The 17642-nt window shown below is 71.5% G+C and carries 17 protein-coding genes; 7 read left to right on the top strand and 10 right to left on the bottom strand.

Features of this window, described 5'->3' with window-relative positions:
- Nucleotides 1-96: 96 nt before the first annotated feature.
- Nucleotides 97-699, bottom strand: coding sequence for a superoxide dismutase (locus tag ACFPZ3_RS19120; protein ID WP_379515490.1), 603 nt, complete (start codon nucleotides 697-699; stop codon nucleotides 97-99).
- A gap of 194 nt (nucleotides 700-893) precedes the next feature.
- Here ACFPZ3_RS19120 and ACFPZ3_RS19115 point away from each other — a divergent pair, with 194 nt between their 5' ends.
- Nucleotides 894-1598: an alpha/beta hydrolase gene (locus ACFPZ3_RS19115; protein ID WP_379515489.1), complete on the top strand. Its 705-nt coding sequence runs from the start codon at nucleotides 894-896 to the stop codon at nucleotides 1596-1598.
- On the opposite strand, the gene ACFPZ3_RS19110 is transcribed toward ACFPZ3_RS19115, so the two are convergent.
- The 4 genes from ACFPZ3_RS19110 to ACFPZ3_RS19095 are packed head-to-tail and all read right to left on the bottom strand — an operon-like array spanning nucleotide 1595 to nucleotide 3785.
- Nucleotides 1595-2014, bottom strand: a complete 420-nt coding sequence (locus tag ACFPZ3_RS19110; RefSeq protein ID WP_379515488.1) for an NAD-binding protein — start codon at nucleotides 2012-2014, stop codon at nucleotides 1595-1597. The two genes, ACFPZ3_RS19115 and ACFPZ3_RS19110, sit on opposite strands and share 4 nt — an antisense overlap.
- Nucleotides 1960-2388, bottom strand: coding sequence for an NAD(P)-binding domain-containing protein (locus tag ACFPZ3_RS19105; RefSeq protein ID WP_379515487.1), 429 nt, complete (start codon nucleotides 2386-2388; stop codon nucleotides 1960-1962). The genes ACFPZ3_RS19110 and ACFPZ3_RS19105 overlap by 55 nt, the downstream gene beginning before the upstream one ends.
- 21 nt (nucleotides 2389-2409) lie before the next feature.
- Entirely contained in the window at nucleotides 2410-2847 is a 438-nt protein-coding gene (locus ACFPZ3_RS19100) for an SRPBCC family protein (protein WP_379515486.1), read from the bottom strand.
- 59 nt (nucleotides 2848-2906) lie between these two features.
- A complete protein-coding gene (locus ACFPZ3_RS19095; RefSeq protein ID WP_379515485.1) occupies nucleotides 2907-3785 on the bottom strand; it encodes an AraC family transcriptional regulator in 879 nt (292 codons plus the stop codon).
- Nucleotides 3786-3859: 74 nt separating this feature from the next.
- On the opposite strand from ACFPZ3_RS19095, the gene ACFPZ3_RS19090 reads away from it, so the two are divergent.
- Nucleotides 3860-5941, top strand: coding sequence for a catalase (locus tag ACFPZ3_RS19090; RefSeq protein WP_379515484.1), 2082 nt, complete (start codon nucleotides 3860-3862; stop codon nucleotides 5939-5941).
- Between the two features lie 159 nt (nucleotides 5942-6100).
- The gene (locus ACFPZ3_RS19085; protein WP_379515483.1) at nucleotides 6101-7711 is read left to right on the top strand and encodes a serine/threonine-protein kinase; all 1611 of its coding nucleotides are present in this window, start codon (nucleotides 6101-6103) and stop codon (nucleotides 7709-7711) included.
- 30 nt (nucleotides 7712-7741) lie between these two features.
- On the opposite strand, the gene ACFPZ3_RS19080 is transcribed toward ACFPZ3_RS19085, so the two are convergent.
- Nucleotides 7742-8182 (bottom strand): cupin domain-containing protein, encoded by a 441-nt coding sequence (locus ACFPZ3_RS19080; RefSeq protein ID WP_379515482.1) that lies wholly within the window; start codon nucleotides 8180-8182, stop codon nucleotides 7742-7744.
- Between the two features lie 216 nt (nucleotides 8183-8398).
- Here ACFPZ3_RS19080 and ACFPZ3_RS19075 point away from each other — a divergent pair, with 216 nt between their 5' ends.
- Entirely contained in the window at nucleotides 8399-10876 is a 2478-nt protein-coding gene (locus tag ACFPZ3_RS19075) for an ATP-binding protein (protein WP_379515481.1), read from the top strand.
- Here the strand turns inward: ACFPZ3_RS19075 and ACFPZ3_RS19070 are convergent.
- The 4 genes from ACFPZ3_RS19070 to ACFPZ3_RS19055 form a co-directional block, all read right to left on the bottom strand.
- Nucleotides 10852-11547: an NUDIX hydrolase gene (locus ACFPZ3_RS19070; RefSeq protein WP_379515480.1), complete on the bottom strand. Its 696-nt coding sequence runs from the start codon at nucleotides 11545-11547 to the stop codon at nucleotides 10852-10854. The genes ACFPZ3_RS19075 and ACFPZ3_RS19070 overlap by 25 nt on opposite strands.
- Nucleotides 11548-11605: 58 nt before the next feature.
- Nucleotides 11606-13231 carry an ABC transporter permease gene (locus tag ACFPZ3_RS19065; protein WP_379515479.1) on the bottom strand — a complete coding sequence of 542 codons (1626 nt, stop codon included), beginning with the start codon at nucleotides 13229-13231 and terminating at the stop codon, nucleotides 11606-11608.
- Nucleotides 13228-14124, bottom strand: coding sequence for an ABC transporter ATP-binding protein (locus ACFPZ3_RS19060; protein ID WP_379515478.1), 897 nt, complete (start codon nucleotides 14122-14124; stop codon nucleotides 13228-13230). Before ACFPZ3_RS19060 ends, ACFPZ3_RS19065 begins: the two co-directional genes overlap by 4 nt.
- A gap of 83 nt (nucleotides 14125-14207) precedes the next feature.
- A complete protein-coding gene (locus ACFPZ3_RS19055; protein ID WP_379515477.1) occupies nucleotides 14208-15026 on the bottom strand; it encodes an oxidoreductase in 819 nt (272 codons plus the stop codon).
- Nucleotides 15027-15244: 218 nt separating this feature from the next.
- Between ACFPZ3_RS19055 and ACFPZ3_RS19050 the strand changes: the two genes are divergently transcribed.
- From ACFPZ3_RS19050 to ACFPZ3_RS19040, 3 genes are all read left to right on the top strand, one after another.
- Entirely contained in the window at nucleotides 15245-15958 is a 714-nt protein-coding gene (locus tag ACFPZ3_RS19050; RefSeq protein WP_379515476.1) for a GbsR/MarR family transcriptional regulator, read from the top strand.
- 58 nt (nucleotides 15959-16016) lie between these two features.
- On the top strand, nucleotides 16017-16505 hold the full coding sequence (locus ACFPZ3_RS19045; RefSeq protein ID WP_379515475.1) for a MarR family winged helix-turn-helix transcriptional regulator: 489 nt from the start codon (nucleotides 16017-16019) through the stop codon (nucleotides 16503-16505).
- Between the two features lie 72 nt (nucleotides 16506-16577).
- On the top strand, nucleotides 16578-17642 hold a 1065-nt coding region (locus tag ACFPZ3_RS19040; protein WP_379515474.1), incomplete at its 3' end, for an MFS transporter.

Genomic DNA, 17642 nt, shown 5'->3' with positions numbered 1-17642 from the left:
CCTCATTCTGCTCATAAGTCGCAATTGCGAGCAACTCGCATTAAGTCCACGAGAGTGGCGCCCGCCAGGTGCCAGGCGGGCGCCACCGGCATGGGGCTAGGCGCCGCGGGCGGCGTCGTAGCGGGCGATGACGTCGTTCCAGTTGATGAGGCCCCAGAGCTTCTCGACGTAGTCGGGGCGCACGTTGCGGTACTGCAGGTAGTAGGCGTGCTCCCAGGCGTCGAAGACGAGCAGCGGGGTGCTGTTCATGCCGACGTTGCCGTGGTGGTCGTAGATCTGCTCGACGACCAGGCGGCGGCCCAGCGGCTCCCAGGCGAGCACGCCCCAGCCAGAGCCCTGCACGCTCGCGGTGGCGGTGGTGAGCTGCTTCTTGAAGGCGTCGAAGGAGCCGAAGTGCTCAATGATCGCGTCGCCGAGCTCACCGTCGGGACGGTCGCCGCCGTCGGGGGACAGGTTCTGCCAGAAGATCGTGTGCAGCACGTGCCCGGACAGGTTGAACGCGAACGTCTTCTCCAGCCCGACCAGCCCGCCGAACTCGCCCTTGTCGCGCGCGTCGGCCAGCTTCTCCAGGGTGTCGTTGGCGCCCTTGACGTAGGCCGCGTGGTGCTTGGCGTGGTGCAGCTCCAGGATCTCGCCGGTGATCGCGGGCTCCAGCGCCGCGTAGTCGTAGGGCATGTCAGGAAGGCTGTAGTCACCCATGATCGTTCTCCTCCAAAGCTCACATGCTTGCACATAACTTGCAATAACCATAGCCCTGCAATTGGCTTACGTCATGAACGGCGGTCGATATCCGCGTCATTTGCCGCAATGCGCGCTCGCGCCGGCCGTGTACCGTTTGGACCACGTCCCAACCGTGCTCGTGAGCAGGACTCGCGGGTGAAGGAGGCAGTGTCGTGAACGCCGCTTCGGGAGTGAAGAACATCGTGCTGGTCCACGGCGGGTTCGTAGACGGCTCCGGCTGGCAGGGGGTGTACGAGCTCCTGACCGCGGACGGCTACCGGGTGGCCGTGGTACAGAACACGACCGTGTCGCTGGCCGGTGACGTCGCCGCGACCCACCAGATCCTCGACGGCCTCGACGGCCCGGCCGTGCTGGTGGGCCACTCCTACGGCGGCGTCGTCGTCACCGAGGCCGGCACCCACCCCGGTGTGGCCGCGCTGGCCTACATCGCGGCGTTCGCGCCCGACAAGGGCGAGTCGGTCAACACGCTGATCGCCGACCCGCCGCCGGGCGCGCCGGTCCCGCCGATCCTGCCGCCCAAGGACGGGCTCCTGTTCCTGGACCGGGAGAAGTTCGCCGCGTCCTTCGCGGCCGACCTTCCTGCGCGGCAGGCCGCCTTCATGGCCGACTCCCAGCTCCCCTGGGGCGTCGGCGCCCTGGGTGGCGTGGTCTCCGAACCGGCCTGGCGGGTCAAGCCGTCGTGGTACCTGGTCGCCGCCGACGACCGGATGATCCCGCCGCCGGCCCAGCGCGCAATGTCAGAACGGGCCGGTTCGACCGTCACCGAGACCGCGGGCAGCCACGCGGTGTACGTGTCCAACCCGGCCGTGGTCGCCGCCGTCATCGTCCAGGCCGCCACCCGCACCGGTCAGCCCTAGGACTCCACCACTTGTTCGGCGACGGAGGCGACGGAGGCGACGGCCGCGATGTCCTCGCGGCCGTGGCCGTCCTCGACCGCCTGTCGCAGCGTCGTGCGCAGCAGACCGGACAGCCGGGAGGGGTGATCGCGCTCGTCGGCCAGCAGTTCCAGGTCCTTGAGCGCGAGCTCCAGCGGAAATCCCGGCGGGTAGTTGTGGGCGCGGATCTCCTCGGCCTTCTGCATCGCGTACGACATGCGGAGTGGACCGTCGTCGAGCGCCTGCAGCACCAGGGACGGATCCACCCCCAGTTGCCCGCAGGCGAGCAGGGTGTCGGCCATCGCCACGACCGATGCCGTCATCCAGCTGTTGACGATCAGCTTCACCCGGGAGGCTTGTCCCGCCGCGCCCACGTACAGGGTGTGTGAACCGAGCACGTCGAGAACGGGCCGCGCGCGTCTTCGCCGCCGGAGACGATCAGCGTCAGCCTGCCGTGCGCGGCCGGTTCGCTGCTGCCGGAAACAGGGCTGTCGAGCATGTGCCGCCGGGCGTCGGCGGCCTCCTCCACGCTCGCCGCCGCCGTCACACCCCAGGGCTTGAGCGCCTGCAGTTTGTCGGCGGAGCGGTTCCAGGCGTGTACGTCCAAGCCCTGGCCGGCCATGCGCCGCGCCATCGCCGACCCCATCAGCCCGGTGCCCAGCACCGCGACGGTGGTCGTTCGACCGGTCTCCCGCCTCGCCTCGCCCATGGTGATGACCTCCCCATCATGGGCTTCCCCTCCGGCGTCGCATACCCGCCGCCATGGAGGCAAAGACTGCCTTTACCTCCCTGGTCACACAGTTGCGCCGTCCGCGTACGCGGCGAGACCGTCGGCCATGCGTTGCATGAAGCGGGTCAGGTACCATCGCCAGAAACCGCCCGTGAGCGGCACCTTGGGCTCGAAGGTGGCGGACCACGAGATGTCGGTGCCCCCTCCGGGTGCCGGGGCGAGATCGACGGTCCCGTGGTAGGAGCGGAAGGGCCCGCCCGCGTTGTCGTAGACGAACCGCCGGTCGGTGACCAGTTCGAGGATCCGCTCCCGGGCGACGCTGCGGCCGGTGCGGAAGATCCTGGTGTCGCCGAACTGCTGGCGGTCCGCGGGGTCGCCGTTCTCGACGTCGGCGGAGTCGATCGGCGACCACAACGGCCAGGTGGCGGCATGGGTGAGCGCCGCGAAGACGGCATCGGGAGCGGCCTGCGAGCGCGCGGTCACGCCATAGGAGTACGGCATGTGCCCCAACGTAGGCACCGCCGCCGTCCAGGGACATGCGCGCGATTGCCGAGGATCGATCAGTTCTTGCGGTACGCCGAGGGCCGGACGCCGGTCTGGCGCAGGAAGGCCGACGACAACGCGCCAGGACTGGCGAACCCGCACCGCCCGGCGATCTGCTCGACGCTGAGCGAGCTGGTGGACAGGAGCCGCTGCGCCCGCTCAATCCGCAACCGGGTGAGATACCGGTGGGGTGTCCGGCCGGTGGCCTCCCGGAAGACGCGGACGAAGTGGTACACGCTCAGGTGGACCTCGGCGGCGATGGCGGCCAGCGTCAGAGGCTCCGCCAGACGCTCCCGCATGATGGCGACGCCCGCGCGGACGGCGGCGTGCTCGGGACCGGGCAGGCGCTCGTTCCCGCCGTGGGTCAGCAGGTGCGTCGCGAGGAACGCCGCGGCGGACTCCGCGTACAGGTCACCCGCGCCGCCGGCGCCGGGCAACGAGCGGAGGAGCTGTTCGACGACCGGGTCTCCCGCCGTCAGAGCGGCGGACAGCGCTTCGAAGTCGGGCTCACGGCCGCCCAGTGCTTCGGTGACCCGCTGGACGGCCGGCGAGGGGATGTGCACCTGGACGGTGCTCAACCTGGAGGTAGCCCGGTAGCTGAGTGAGGCGGCGCGGCCGGGAACCATGAGTTCCAGGTGACCGGGAACCCAGCGGCGCCGGACGGGCTTCCCGCCGGTGTGCAGGCCCATGTCCGCGTTCCCGGCCACGCAGAGCACGAGGTGCAGGTCGGACGCCGCGGGCAGCGGAAGGTGTTCGGCCTCGGAGGCGTGGTCGAAGCGTTGGACGAGCAGTGACCGCCAACCGGCGTCGTCCCAGCTGTTGTACGTGTGCCGCACATACGCCGCCGTGTCGAAGCCGGCGTAGGACGCCAGATCGAAGTCAGGCGAGTCGAACACACGGCGAGTCTAGCCGTCATCCGTGGAGCAGTTCCGGCGCGGTGGTGGGAGGGGATCGATCGGGGGTACGACGAATGCTGGCCCCCCGATGCCGAGCCGATCTCTACCGGGGGACCACCGTGGCGGACGACAGCAACCAGAAACAGCAGCAGCTCGATCAGTACCGAGTGGATTCGACGAACACCCGCTACACCACCGACCAGGGCGTCCGCATCGACGACACCGACAATTCACTGTCGATCGGCGAGCGCGGCCCGACCATTCTGGAGGACTTCCACCTCCGGGAGAAGGTGATGCGCTTCGACCACGAGCGCATCCCCGAGCGGGTGGTGCACGCGCGCGGTTCCGGCGCGCACGGCGTGTTCCAGGTGTACGAGTCGCTGGCCGAGTACACCTGCGCCGATTTCCTGTCCGACCCGTCGCTGGTCACGCCGGTGTTCGTACGCTTCTCGACCGTGGCAGGCTCACGCGGGTCGGCCGACACGGTACGCGACGTGCGCGGGTTCGCCACCAAGTTCTTCACCCGGCAGGGCAACTACGACCTGGTCGGCAACAACTTCCCGGTGTTCTTCGTGCAGGACGCGATCAAGTTCGCCGACTTCGTGCACTCGGTCAAGCCGGAGCCGCACAACGAGATCCCGCAGGCGCAGTCGGCGCACGACACGTTGTGGGACTTCGTGCAACTGCAGCCGGAGACGATGCACACGATCATGTGGCTGATGTCGGACCGGGCGATCCCGCGTAGTTTCCGGATGATGCAGGGCTTCGGCGTGCACACCTTCCGGTTGGTCAACGCCGAGGGGCGCGGCACGTTCGTGAAGTTCCACTGGCGGCCCAAGCTCGGCACCCACTCGCTGGTGTGGGACGAGGTGCTGCGCATCCAGGGCAACGACCCCGACTTCAACCGCCGTGACCTGTGGGAGGCGATCGCGAGCGGTCAGTACCCGGAGTGGGAGCTGGGGCTGCAGCTGGTGCCGGAGGCGGACGAGCACAAGTTCGACTTCGACCTGCTCGACCCCACGAAGATCATCCCGGAGGAGGAGGTGCCGCTGCGGATGGTCGGCAAGATGACCCTCAACCGCAACCCGGACAACTTCTTCGCCGAGACCGAGCAGATCGCCTTCTGCACCGCCAACGTGGTGCCGGGCATCGACTTCACCAACGACCCGCTGCTGCAGGGCCGCAACTTCTCCTACCTCGACACCCAGTTGCTGAGGCTGGGTGGCCCGAACTTCCAGCAGATCCCGATCAACCGGCCGGTCGCGCCCGTGCACAACGACAACCGCGACGGCTTCCACCAGCACATGATCCACACCAGCCACACGAGCTACTCCAAGAACTCCATCAGCGGCGGCTGCCCCGCGACGGGGGTGCTCGCCGGCGACATGAACGGGGTGTTCCGGCACTACACAGAACGCGTCGAAGGCGAGAAGATCCGCAAGCGCAGCCCCAGCTTCGGCGACCACTACAGCCAGGCCACGCTGTTCTGGAACAGCATGTCGCCCTGGGAGAAGGAGCACATTGTCAAGGCGTTCCTGTTCGAGCTCGGCCACGTGGAGCGCCGCTACATCAAGGAGCAGGTGGTCGAGCGGCTGACGAACGTCGACACCGGCCTGGCCGCGCACGTCGCCGCCGGGCTCGGCCTGCCCGCCCCGACGGCCAGGACCACCAACCACGGCAAGAGCTCGCCCGCGCTCAGCCAGGCCGGCCAGCCCTCCGGCCTGGCCACCCGCAAGATCGCGATCCTGGTGGGCGACGGCACCGACGCCGCCGCGCTGAACCCGGTGATGCAGGAGCTGGAGAGCGGCAAGGCGGTCTGCGACGTGATCGCCCCGCACGAGGGCATGGTCGGCTCGCTGGCGGTCGACAAGCAGGTCAGCGCGGCCTCCTCGGTGTTGTACGACGCGGTGTTGTGCGCCGGCGGCGAGGAGCTGACCGGCAACGCGTATGCCGTGCAGTTCGTACGCGAGGCCTTCCGGCACGGCAAGACCATCGGGGCGCTGGCGGACGGCGAGGCCCTGTTGCGGGCCGCCGCTCTGCCCGGCCACCAGGGCGTCATCGACTCCTCGGCCGGGGACGGCTTCACCCGGGCGTTCACCGACGCCGTCATCCGGCACCGGCACTACGACCGCGACGTGGACGCCTTCCCCGCCTGAGGCATGCGACTCCCGGCGGTCCTGCGCGGCTGACCGGGCTTCCGCGCACCCGGCGGCGGCGGTCGGCCCGCCGCCGCCGGGCATTCGGGTGGGTATGCACCGGTGGGCTAGCCTGAGCGGCGGCATATACGGATCGTCCGAACCGTGCGGAGTGATGCTGTGACCGTTGATCGCCCACCGGAATACCGGCAGATCGGTGGCCACCGGATCCTGGCGCGCCTGGGTGAGGGCGGCCAGGGAGCGGTCTACCTGGGAGAGTCGCCGGACGGCAGGCGAGCGGCGATCAAGCTGCTGCACCCGTGGCTCGCCGACGATCCCGACACGCGCCGGCGGTTCCTGCGGGAGGCGGAGGTCGCGGCGAGCGTGGCCACCTTCTGCACGGCCAGGGTCCTCGGCACCGGGCTGGTGGACGAGCGGCCGTACATCATCAGCGAGTACGTCCCCGGCCCGTCACTCGACGCGCTGGTCAAGCGCGACGGCCCCCGTGCGGGCGGCGGGATGGAACGGCTGGCGGTCTCCACGCTGACCGCGCTGGCCTCGATCCACGGCGCCGGAATCGTGCACCGCGACTTCAAGCCGGCCAACGTGGTGCTCGGCCCCGAGGGGCCCGTGGTGATCGACTTCGGCATCGCCCGTGCGGTCGGCAACATGACGACCAACGTCCAGCTGGCCGGCACTCCGGCGTACATGCCGCCCGAGCAGTTCACCGACAGTCCGCTCACCCCGGCCTCCGACATGTTCTCCTGGGCCGGCACCATGGTCTTCGCCGCGACCGGGCGCTCCGCCTTCCCCGCCTCGACGGTGCCCGCGGTCCTGCACGCCATCCTGCACGACCAGCCCGACGTGTCCGGCGTGCCCGAGTCGTTGCGGCCGATGGTGATCGCCTGCCTGGCCAAGGACCCGGCCGCGCGCCCGAGCGCCGCCCGGTTGCTGCGGGAGCTGACCGGCGGCGCCGCCACGCCGAACGAAGGCCGTCCGGGCAACGGGCACACGCTCGTGGACGCGGGAGCCGCGCCGACCAGCCCATCGGCCGTGCGCAGGCGTCCCGCCGGGCTGAAGATCGCGGTGCTGGCCGTTTCTGCGGCGCTGCTGGTGGCGGCGGGCGTGCTCGTCGTGCCGACCTGGTTCCGCGGTGCGCCGCCACTGAAGCCGGGCGGTGCGAGCCTCGACCTGGCGGCGTTGCCCCAGGTCGACGCGACAGACCGGTTCGGCGGCGACACCTCGCGCCAGTACGCCGCCTACCGGCCGTCCCCCGGCGAGGGCGCGCCGGCGATCGCCGTCGGCGGGGGCAGGTTCAGCGCGAGCGGCGCGGCGCCGTACTTCGGCATGGTGGCGGGCCCGGGGGCGCTCTCCTCCGACCAGGCCGTCAGCGTGCTGACCGCCGGCACGTTCACCGGCTCCGGCCAGCCGGAGGACAGCGTCTTCGTCGGCTGGGTGAAGGACGGGGACAACTACCTCACGGCCTGGTACAACAACAGCCGCAAGAGCACCGGGTTCGACCTGCGGGTGGGCGGGCGGTTCCGCAAGGCCCCCACCGAGATACCGCTCACCCTGGGCCAGGGGGACCGCTTCGCCCTGCTGCTCACCGGCGACACCGTCACCTCCTACGCCGAGCACGCCGGCAGATGGCGCCGGCTGCACACCGCCTCCGTCGCCGGCGTGCTGGGGACCGCGCAGGTCCGCCGGCAGTACCGGTACGGCTTCGGCCTGCGCGCCACCACCGGCACGCTCGCCGTCACGGCCACGGAGGGCCGCAGCCTGCCCAGCTGAAGGCGGGAACGACGGGCACCGTGACCTAGGTCATGACCGTGGCGCGCGCCGGTCTCGACGGGCCTCCAGCTCCTCCGCGCTGACCGGGGTCAACATCGGCTGCCCGGGCGCGCAGAACATCGTCACCACGAAGGCCGACTCGTCGTCGTCGAGGTGGTTGCCGTCCTGATAGTGGATCACGTCGCCACCGGGCTCCCAGAACGCCTCGCCGGCCCGGACGACCCGCACGGGCTCGCCTTCGAGCTCGAAGTTGACGGCCCCCTTGACCACGTACCCGAACGCGGGCCCCGAGTGCCGGTGCGGCGGCGCGCCAGGGCTGTTCGGCGGCAATGTGACCAGGATCGTCATCGCCTCGGCCCCCTCCGGCGCGGGCGGCGCCCCCGGCACGGTGGCGACCACGTCGATCTTCGGCGGCGGCCCGCTCTTGTCGGGGTTCTCGAGGTGGTGCGCGTGTGCGTGATCGGTGCTCATCAGGGTTCCTTCGCGACGGTGGCCGGCTCGATCCGGCCGTGCATCAGCTCAGACAAGGCAGCGCCCGGATATGTGACACCACCGCGTGACTCCGCGACGGCCGGAGGGGCCTACTATGACGACGGCGACGGGACCGCTGAACAGTCCTGACCAGCAGCGGCCCGGAAACGCCGGGCGGGACGGAGAGGCGGGGAACGGGTGGTCACGCAGGAGCGGATGACGGGGAAGGCCAGTCCGCAGGATGAGCTGGCGGCCCGGTTGCGCCTGCTGCAGGAGCTGTCCGGACGCGGTGTGCGGGCCCTCGCGCGGGACACGGGCCTCAGCTCGTCGTCGTTGTCGCGCTACCTCAGCGGCCAGTCGGTGCCGCCCTGGGCGGCGGTGATCGCGCTCTGCCGCCTCGTCAAGCGTGACCCCCGCCCGCTGCGCCCCCTGTGGGACCGGGCCTCCAGCCCTTTGCCCGCGCCCCCGAAGACGAGCCGCCAGGTCCAGCCCCCGTCGCCGCCCGCCGGGGCGCCGCGCCCGCCGCGCAACGACCTGCCGCGTGACGTGCCCGACTTCACCGGGCGTGCGGTCCAGCTCGCCGCCGTGCTCGCCGCGGTGCACGACAGCAGGGTGGTCGCCGTGGACGGCATGGCGGGCGTCGGCAAGACCTGCCTGGCGGTGCACGCCGCGCACCGGCTCGCCGCCGACTACCCCGACGCCCAGCTCTATGTGGACCTGCACGGGTTCACCGACGGGCGGGAACCGCTCGATCCCGATCCGGCGCTGCGCACCCTGCTCGCCGCCCTCGACGTGCCGTCGGAGAAGATCCCGCAGGAGGGCGGCATCGAGCCGCTGGCCGCCTGCTGGCGGTCGGAGCTGGCCCACCGGCGGGCCGTCGTGGTCTTCGACAACGCCGCCGACGCCGACCAGGTCCGCCCGCTGCTTCCCGGCGCCGGCCCGGCCGTCGCCCTGATCACCAGCCGCAACCGGCTGCTGGGCCTGGAGGAGGTGCCCCCGGTGTCGCTGGACGTGCTGACCCCGCAGGAGAGCGCCGAACTGCTGGCCCGCGCCAGCGGCGACCCGGGCGGATCCGACGGCAGGCTGGCCCGCGACCCGGAGTCCGCCGCCGAGGTGCTGCGGCTGTGCGGTCATCTGCCGCTGGCCCTGCGGCTGGCCGGGGCCCGGCTGCGGCACCGGCCGGGCTGGACCGTGGGCGTTCTCGTCGAGCGGATGGCGGAGGGCGCCACCGAGTTCGACACGGCGTTCGCCATGTCCGTACGGCAGCTGGACAGGGCGCAGCGCCGCTTCTTCCGGTTGCTGGGCCTGCTGCCCGGCTCGACCTTCGACGAGTACGTCGCGGCGGCGCTGGCGGACATACCGTTGCGCGGCGCCCGGGCGATGCTGGAGGACCTGCTCGACGCGCACCTCGTCCAGCAGCCGGCGGCCGGCCGCTTCCGGCTGCACGACCTGGTGCGCCGGCACGCGCGCGGGGCCGCCGCCGAGCAGGACTCACCGGCGGAGCTGGAGCAGGCGCTGGGCCGGGTGCTCGACTACTACGTGTACGCGGCGGCCGCCGCCGACGCCGTGATGTCGTACGTGCCTCCCAGCCGGGAGGTCTCCGCGGGCCGGCCTCCGGCAGAGCTGCCGACGTTCGCCGGCAAGCACGCGGCGCTCTTCTGGTTCGCCACGGAGTACACCAACCTGATGGCCGTCTTCGAGGCGGCGGTCGCCGCCGGAGCCGACGCGCACGTGTGCGAGCTGCCGCGTTTCATGCGGGCCTTCTTCGCGCGGCGCTGCGGCACGACGCACCTCAACGTCCTGTTCGAGCGCTCGCTGGTCGCCGCGCAGCGCCTGGGCGACCCGCTGCAGCTGGCCGAGGCGCACAGCGACCTGGGCTTCGCCCGTTACAACGCGGGCCGGATGGCGGAGGCGGGCGCCGCGTACGACGCGGCGGCGCCGCTGGTGTCCCGGGCCGGGGACACCAGGTCCGAGGCCGAGCTGACCATGCGCCGCGGCTACCTGAGGTGGGACGAGGGCCACGTCGAGGAGCCGCTCGACCTCTTCCGGCTGGCGGGCAGGCTGTACACGGCCGCCGACTGCCCGATGGGCGCGGCCCACGCCACCGCGTACGAGGCCTGGGCGATGTTGCAGCTCGGACAGTACGAGAAGGCGGCGCGGCTGGCCCGCGCGGCGCTGGACATCCCGCACGCCGACCCCGCGTGGCCTCCCACGCTGACGGCCCGGATCACCCTCGGCGTGGCCATCGCCCACGAGGCACCCGACGAGGCGATGGAGCACCTGGAGCGGGCGCTGGCGCTGGCCCGCGAGGACGGGCACAAGCACAACGAGGCGTGGTGCCTCAACTGCCTGGGCGTCGCGCTGCGGCGGACAGGCCGCCACGAGGAGGCGCTCGCCTGCCATCGTCAGGCGTTCGCCCTGCTGGACGAGCTGTTCGAGGAGCATTGGAAGATCCACTTCCTCAACGGCTACGCCGAGACCTGCCGGCTGGCGGGCCTGCCTGAGGAGGCCATGAAGCTGCACCGGCAAGCGCTGGAGCTGGCCCCGAAACTGGGTTACCGGTACGCGGAGGCGCTGGCCCACGAGGGAATCGCCGCCGTGCTCGACGAGACGGACCCGCCCGAGGCCGCCGTACATCGCACGGCCGGGCAGGCCGTTCTGCGGCCCTCCTACGGCCGGGTCATCGGGGGATAGAGCTCTTTGACCGGGCCTGCACGGAAGAGCCGGGCGGGGCGGCCGTTGGAGGGTTTGCGCATCGGCCCCTCGGCGACGATGAAGCCGCGTGCGCCCTGCACCTTGCGGTAGAAGTTCCTGGGGTCGAGTTCCACGCCCCAGACCGCCTCGTACACCTGCTGCAGCTCGGAGAGGGTGAAGGTCTCGGCGCAGAACGCGGTGGCCAGTGCCGTGTGTTCGAGCTTGGCGCGCGCCCGTTCCACGCCGTCGGCGATGATGCGGCGGTGGTCGAACGCCAGCGCCGTCGTCGCGGACAGGGCGTCGTCCACCGGCGTCCACGAGGCGCCGGCGGCGTCGGTGCCGGCGACGGGTTCCGGCAGGTGGGGCGAGATCGCCAAATAGGCGACGGACACGACGCGGCCGCGCGGGTCGCGGCCCGGCTCGCCGTACACCCCGAGCGGCTCCAGGTGCACGTCGGCCAGGCCGGCCTCCTCCGACAACTCGCGCCGCGCCGCCGCCTCGATGTCCTCGTGCTCGTCGCGCAGGAAGCCGCCGGGCAGGGCCAGCGCCCCGCGATAGGGGTCGGTTCCGCGTTGGACGAGCAGGACGGTCAGGTGGGCGTCACGGAGGGTCAAGATCACCAGGTCGACCGCGAGCAGGATGCTCGGCGGACGCCATTCGTCGGCGGGCATGAGCACACATTAGCTTCTTGTCAGATCGACAGGGAGCCCCGTTTTCTGAATGGCATCGCTAACCGGCGCTGAGGTCGCGGCGGCGCAGCCCGTACAGGGCGAGGGTGGTCAGCGCGGCGGCCAGGACGGTGAGCACCACCGTGGCGACCGGCGCGAACGTCCCCAGCGGGTGCCAGGGCAGATGCGAGAGCACCGAGGTGTTCACCAGCCACGACGGCACACCCAGGTAGGACCCCAGGATCTGGATGAACCCGCTGTACACGAGCACGGCCCAGGCGAGGCTGATGGCCCGCGGGGCGAGCCCGAGCAGCACGGCGGGGATGGCGAGCAGCACCAGCACCTCCGGGACGCGGATCAGGCACGCCAGAACGACCTCGCCCACGAAACCGGCCTCGCCGGTCGAGGCGGCGGCGCCGGCGCCGAGCGCGATGCCGTACACCGCCAGGAGCAGGACCGCCGCGAGCGCGGTGACCAGCAACGACGAGCCGAGCCACGCCGTTCTGCCGGTCGGGCCGGCCAGCAGGGGGGCGACCCGGCCGCGCACCTCCTCCGCCCGCATCCGCACGACCGCCAGGACCACGAAGACGCCGGTGTACAACGACCCGGTGAAGACCATGAGGCTGATCCAGGCCCGCCCGAAGTCCGCCCCCGCGAAGATCGGCAGGTCGGTCTCCGCCATCCCGCCGGTCATCGCGCCCAGGACGACCCCGACGGCGAGGAACGCGGCCGCCCACCACACGATGGTCGCCCGCTGGAGCCGCAGGGCGAGCGTGAAGGGCGAGCTCAGCCAGGACGGCGCCGAGGCCCGCCCGGGACGCGCGGCCACCAGGGCGGCGCCGAGATCCCGGCGCCCGGCCAGGGCGTAGGCCCCCGCCAGCAGAAGCCCCGTGAGCAGGGCCGACAGGGCGAGCGGCCACCAGCGCTCGTCGCCCAGCGCCCGGGTCTGCTGGGACCAGCCGATCGGGGACAACCAGAACAGCGGCCCGCCCTCCTGCGCCTGCATCGCCCCCGCGCCGCGCAGCAGCCACGCCGCGAAGAGCGCGGCGCCGGCCAGCCCGCTGGCGCCCCTGGGCTGCTCGGTGACCTGGACGGCGACCGCGGTGACCGCGGCGAACACCAGCCCGGCCGCGGCCAGGGAGAGGCCGAACAGCAGCGCGCTGCCGGCCGGGAAGCCGATGCTGATCGCCGCGGCGGCGGTGAGGAGCGCGAGCACGACGTTGCCGATCAGCGCGAGGGACAGCGCCGCGGTGAGCTGGGCCTGCCTGCCGACGACGGCGGCGCGGATGAGCTCGGCCCGGCCGCTCTGCTCCTCCGCGCGGGTGTGCCGGGTGATGAGCAGGATGTTCATCAGAGCGGCGGCCAGCAGGAACTCCACCCAGTAGGCGGCGAGGAAGTACCGCTGCGCGGTGATCTCCGCGCCGAACATGGGCCCGGCCAGCACCCTCATGAACGAGACCCGGATCATCTGCGAGGCCTCGGCCATGGCCTGCGGCGTCGGGATGACCGAGGCGACGGCGGCGTAGTAGAAGCGCGGGACGAGGGCCGTGATGGCCAGCAGCCAGATGGTGAGCTTGATCCGGTCGCGGCGCAGCGCCAGCCGCAGCATGGCGCCGGTGCCTGTCAGCTGACCGCGCGCCGCCTTGGATCCGGTGCGAGCGTGCGCCGGGGCGAGCGTGGCGGTCATGCCGCCTCCTTGATCCCGTAGTGCCGCAGCATGAGCTCTTCGAGCGTCGGCGGGTGGCTGACCAGGGAGCGGATGCCGAAGCCGCCGAGGTGACGGACGGCGGCGTCCAGATGGTCGGCGTCGACGCTGAAGCGCACGTTGGCGCCCTCGGTCTTCGCGTTGTGGACGCCGGGCAGCCGGTCGAGCCCCGTGACCGGGGTGGCGGTGCCGGCCACGACCGTCGTGCGGGTCAGGTGCCGCAACTGCTCCAGCGTCCCCGACTCCACGACCTTGCCGGCGCGGATGATGGTGACCCGGTCGGCGAGCGTCTCGACCTGGGCCAGGATGTGGCTGGACAGCAGGATGGTACGGCCGGCGGCCTTGGCCTCGGCGACGACCTGCTGGAAGATCGCCTCCATCAGCGGGTCGAGGCCGCTGGTGGGCTCGTCCAGGATCAGCAGCTCCACCTCGGCGGCCAGGGCGGCGACGAGGGCGACCTTCTGGCGGTTGCCCTTGGAGTAGGTGCGCGCCTTCTTCTTCGGGTCGAGCTCGAACCGTTCGATCAGCTCGTCCCTGCGCCCGGCGTCGAGGCCGCCGCGCAGGCGGCCGAGCACGTCGATGGCCTCGCCTCCGGTGAGGTTGGGCCAGAGCTCCACGTCGCCGGGCACGTACGCCAGCCGCCGGTGCAACGCGACGGCGTCGGCCCAGGGGTCGCCGCCCAGCAGCCGGGCGCTGCCGGAGGTGGCCCGCATCAGGCCCAGCAGGATGCGGATGGTGGTGGATTTCCCGGCCCCGTTCGGGCCGAGGAAACCGTGCACCTCGCCAGTGCGTACGGTGAGGTCGAGCCCGTCCAGGGCGCGGGCCGGCCCGAAGGCCTTGACGAGCCCGGACGTGGCGATGGCTGCAGGGGACATGGGTTTCTCCGATGTGCGGGTCTCGTTGAGCACGGCCGGGGAGGCGACCCTTGGTCTCCCCGCCGGGGTACAGGCGGTCCCGCTCAGGTGAGCGGGCCGATGATCCGGGCGTCGAACTCGCGGTCCGGGAGCGACCGGTTGAGGTCCAGCAGGGCTTCGGCCTGCCAGCCCATGACGTAGCGGGTGCGCGGCCGGTCCGACTCGACGGCCTCCCGGATGGCCGTGGCGACGACGCCGGGGTCGGAGGCGTACTCGCCCATCGGCGTCTCGGCCGCGCGCGCCATCGCTTCGGCCATCGGCCGGTAGGGGCCGTCCCCGGAGATCTCCCGCAGTTGCCGGGCGGTCCCTGACTCGAAGTCGGTCCTGATGATGCCGGGCTGGATGACGACGACGTCGATGCCGAACTGCCCGGTCTCCATGCGGAGCGTGTCGGAGAAGGCTTCCAGGGCGTGCTTGGAGGCGTAGTACCAGGCGCCGAGCGGCAGGGCGATCTCGCCGCCGATCGAGGACACGTTGACGATCGTGCCCGACCCCTGCCGCCGCATCGCCGGCAGGACGAGCTGGACCAGCCGGGCCGGCGCGAGCACGTTGACCTCGAACGCCTCGCGGGCCAGCGCCAGCGGCGTGTCCTCGACCGAGCCGTGCACGACGGTCCCGGCGTTGTTGACCAGGACGTCGATCCGCCGGTGCTCGTCCAGGACGGCGCCGACGGCCCGCTGGAGGTCCTCCTCCTTGGTCACGTCCGCCTGCAGGGGGTGACCTCCCGCTTCGCGGATCGCGGCCATCCTGTGCACGCGCCTGGCCGCGCCGTACACGGTGTGGCCGGCGCGCAGGAGCTCCAGCGCGGTGGCCTGGCCGATGCCGGATGAGGCGCCGGTGACCAGGCAGATCTTGGCAGTCATGCGAGGCTCTCCACTTCTGCGTGCCGTACGCGGTCGGCGATCGTTCACGCACAGGGAAAGCTACGACTGTGTTCGCGGAGCAAGCAATGAGAAAACAGCGCTACCGCAGGTCAGGCGCTATCTATTGGCGCAACGACCTTGCCGTCAAATGCAACAGCCCTTGGCTTCGTGTAGCAGTCGGGCATACTTGTGCGTGCGTGACGATCAGGGAGGGGCGCATGCCGGGAGGCCATCTGAGCTACGACGACCGCCGCAAGATCGCCGACGGGCTGGCGGAAGGGCTCCCGTACGCGGAGATCGCCCGCCGCCTGGAGCGGCCGAGATCGACCGTCGGCCGCGAGATCGCCCGCAACGGCGGCCCGCACGGCTACCACGCGGGCCGGGCGCAGCAGGCGACCGCCTGGCGTGCCCGCCGCCGGCCCAGCCCGCCGCCCGGCGCGCAGGTCCACACGGAGGTCTCCGAGCGTGACCCCGCGGCGGTGCGCGAATACGAGCAGAAACTCACCGCGCTGCTGTCGGGCGCCTGGCCGCCGATGGCCGCCAGGGTGCTGGTCGGGCTGCTCACCAGCGACAGCGGCAACATGACCGTCGCCGAGCTGACGGAGCGGCTGCGGGTCAGCCCCGCGTCGGTCTCCAAGGCCGTCGGCGCGCTGGAGCAGCTGGGGCTCGTCAAGCGCGAGCGCGACAACCGGCGTGAGCGCTACTTCATCGACGACGACGTCTGGTACCGGGCCTGGCTGGTGGGCACCCGGTCGATGGCCCTGTGGGCCGGCACCATCAGGGAGGGCGCGGACGTCCTCGGCAGCCGCACCCCGGCCAGCGACCGGCTCCGCACCGCCGGCCGGTTCTTCCAGCTCCTCAGCGACGACATGGCCGCCGCGGCCGAACACTACCGGCAGGCCTTCTCCGCCACGGGAGACGGAGCTCCGTAGGAGAGGTTGGTCCGGTCGCAGATAATCCGTTCCGAAACCATCTGGGTAGGCTGGGGTCATGACAGCGATGGCGCCCGCTCGTACCCAGACCGACCTGTCCTTCCTGCTCGACCACACCGGCCACGTGCTGCGCTCGCGGATGACCGCGGCCCTGGCCGAGATCGGGCTCACCCCGCGCATGCACTGCGTGCTGGTCCACGCGCTGGAGGCGGAGCGCACGCAGATCCAGCTCGCCGAGCTGGGCGACATGGACAAGACCACGATGGTGGTGACCGTGGACGCGCTGGAGAAGGCCGGGTACGCCGAGCGCCGCCCCTCCAGCACCGATCGCCGGGCCCGGATCATCGCGGTCACCGGTACCGGCGCGGAGGTCGCCGCACGCAGCCAGGAGATCGTGGACGGCGTGCACAGGGACGCGCTCGGCTCCCTGCCGGAAGATGAGCGCGAGGTGCTGGTCCGCGCGCTGAACCGGCTGGTCGCCGGCCATCTCGCCGTCCCCGAGGAGGGTCCGCAGCCGGCGCGCAGGGCACGCGAACGAAAGAATTAGTCCCGAGGCATATCGTCTGCAACGGAACCATCTGTTACGGTCTCTCTTGTCCGACTTCGAACGGGAGAGACTGTGTCGTATTTGCCTGCATCGCGGTGGACCGCGCTGGGAGTGTTGTCCGCCACCGCATTGATGACCGTCCTGGACGGCAGCATCGTGACCGTCGCGCTCCCCGCGATCCAGAAGGATCTCGGGTTCTCGCCCGCCGGGCTGAGCTGGATGATGAACGCCTACCTGATCGCCTTCGGGGGCCTGCTGCTCCTGTCGGGGCGGCTGGGCGATCTGATCGGCCGCCGGACGATGTTCATGGCCGGAAATGTGATCTTCACTGCCGCGTCGTTCCTGGCCGGGGCGGCCGGTGGCCCCGGGTTGCTGATCACGGCCAGATTCCTGCAGGGCGTGGGCAGCGCGATGGCCTCGGCAGTCGTCCTGGGCATCCTGGTGACACTGTTCACCGAGCCCCGTGAGCGGGTCAAGGCCATCGCGATCTTCAGCTCCACCGGAGCCGCCGGCGCCTCACTCGGCCAGGTGCTGGGCGGCGTGCTCACCGATGCCTTCAGCTGGCCGTGGATCTTCTTCATCAACGTGCCGATCGGCGTGGTGACCATCGCGCTGGCCGTCCGCGCGCTGCCCGCCGACCGCGGGGCCGGCCTGTCGGCCGGCGCCGACGTCCTGGGGGCGCTGCTCGTCACGTCCGGCCTGATGCTGGGCATCTACACCGTGGTCAAGGTGGAGGAGTACGGCTGGCTCGCCACGCACACCCTCGGACTCGGCGCGGTGTCGCTGGCCCTGCTGGTCGCGTTCGTCGTCCGGCAGGCCACCGCCAAGGCGCCGCTCATGCCGCTGCGGGTGCTGCGCTCGCGTAACGTCGCCGGGGCGAACCTCGCCCAGATGCTGGCCCTGTCGGGCATGTTCGCCTTCCAGGTGCTGGTCGCGCTCTTCATGCAGCAGGTGCTCGGGTACGGCGCCCTCGACACCGGGCTGGCGATGTTGCCGGCCGCGCTCGGCATCGGCTCGATCTCGCTGTTCGCCTCCGCCCGGCTCAGCGCGCGCTTCGGGGCCCGGATCGTGCTGCTGGGCGGGCTGGCCATGCTCATCGCCCGCGACGTCGTCGAAGAGGTCGCCAAGCTGAACGGC

The organism is Nonomuraea insulae (genome assembly GCF_042656245.1).
This window is presented reverse-complemented; position numbering and strand designations above follow the sequence as displayed.

Excerpts from the sequence above, each read along its gene's own strand:
- ACFPZ3_RS19100 (WP_379515486.1), bottom strand. The coding sequence starts at position 2,847 with ATGCCGTACTCCTATGGCGTGACCGCGCGCTCGCAGGCCGCTCCCGAT.
- ACFPZ3_RS19070 (WP_379515480.1), bottom strand. The coding sequence starts at position 11,547 with ATGCCCGCCGACGAATGGCGTCCGCCGAGCATCCTGCTCGCGGTCGAC.
- ACFPZ3_RS19055 (WP_379515477.1), bottom strand. The coding sequence starts at position 15,026 with ATGACTGCCAAGATCTGCCTGGTCACCGGCGCCTCATCCGGCATCGGC.
- ACFPZ3_RS19060 (WP_379515478.1), bottom strand. The coding sequence starts at position 14,124 with ATGTCCCCTGCAGCCATCGCCACGTCCGGGCTCGTCAAGGCCTTCGGG.
- ACFPZ3_RS19065 (WP_379515479.1), bottom strand. The coding sequence starts at position 13,231 with ATGACCGCCACGCTCGCCCCGGCGCACGCTCGCACCGGATCCAAGGCG.
- ACFPZ3_RS19090 (WP_379515484.1), top strand. The coding sequence starts at position 3,860 with ATGCTGGCCCCCCGATGCCGAGCCGATCTCTACCGGGGGACCACCGTG.
- ACFPZ3_RS19045 (WP_379515475.1), top strand. The coding sequence starts at position 16,017 with ATGACAGCGATGGCGCCCGCTCGTACCCAGACCGACCTGTCCTTCCTG.
- ACFPZ3_RS19080 (WP_379515482.1), bottom strand. The coding sequence starts at position 8,182 with ATGAGCACCGATCACGCACACGCGCACCACCTCGAGAACCCCGACAAG.
- ACFPZ3_RS19075 (WP_379515481.1), top strand. The coding sequence starts at position 8,399 with ATGACGGGGAAGGCCAGTCCGCAGGATGAGCTGGCGGCCCGGTTGCGC.
- ACFPZ3_RS19120 (WP_379515490.1), bottom strand. The coding sequence starts at position 699 with ATGGGTGACTACAGCCTTCCTGACATGCCCTACGACTACGCGGCGCTG.
- ACFPZ3_RS19050 (WP_379515476.1), top strand. The coding sequence starts at position 15,245 with ATGCCGGGAGGCCATCTGAGCTACGACGACCGCCGCAAGATCGCCGAC.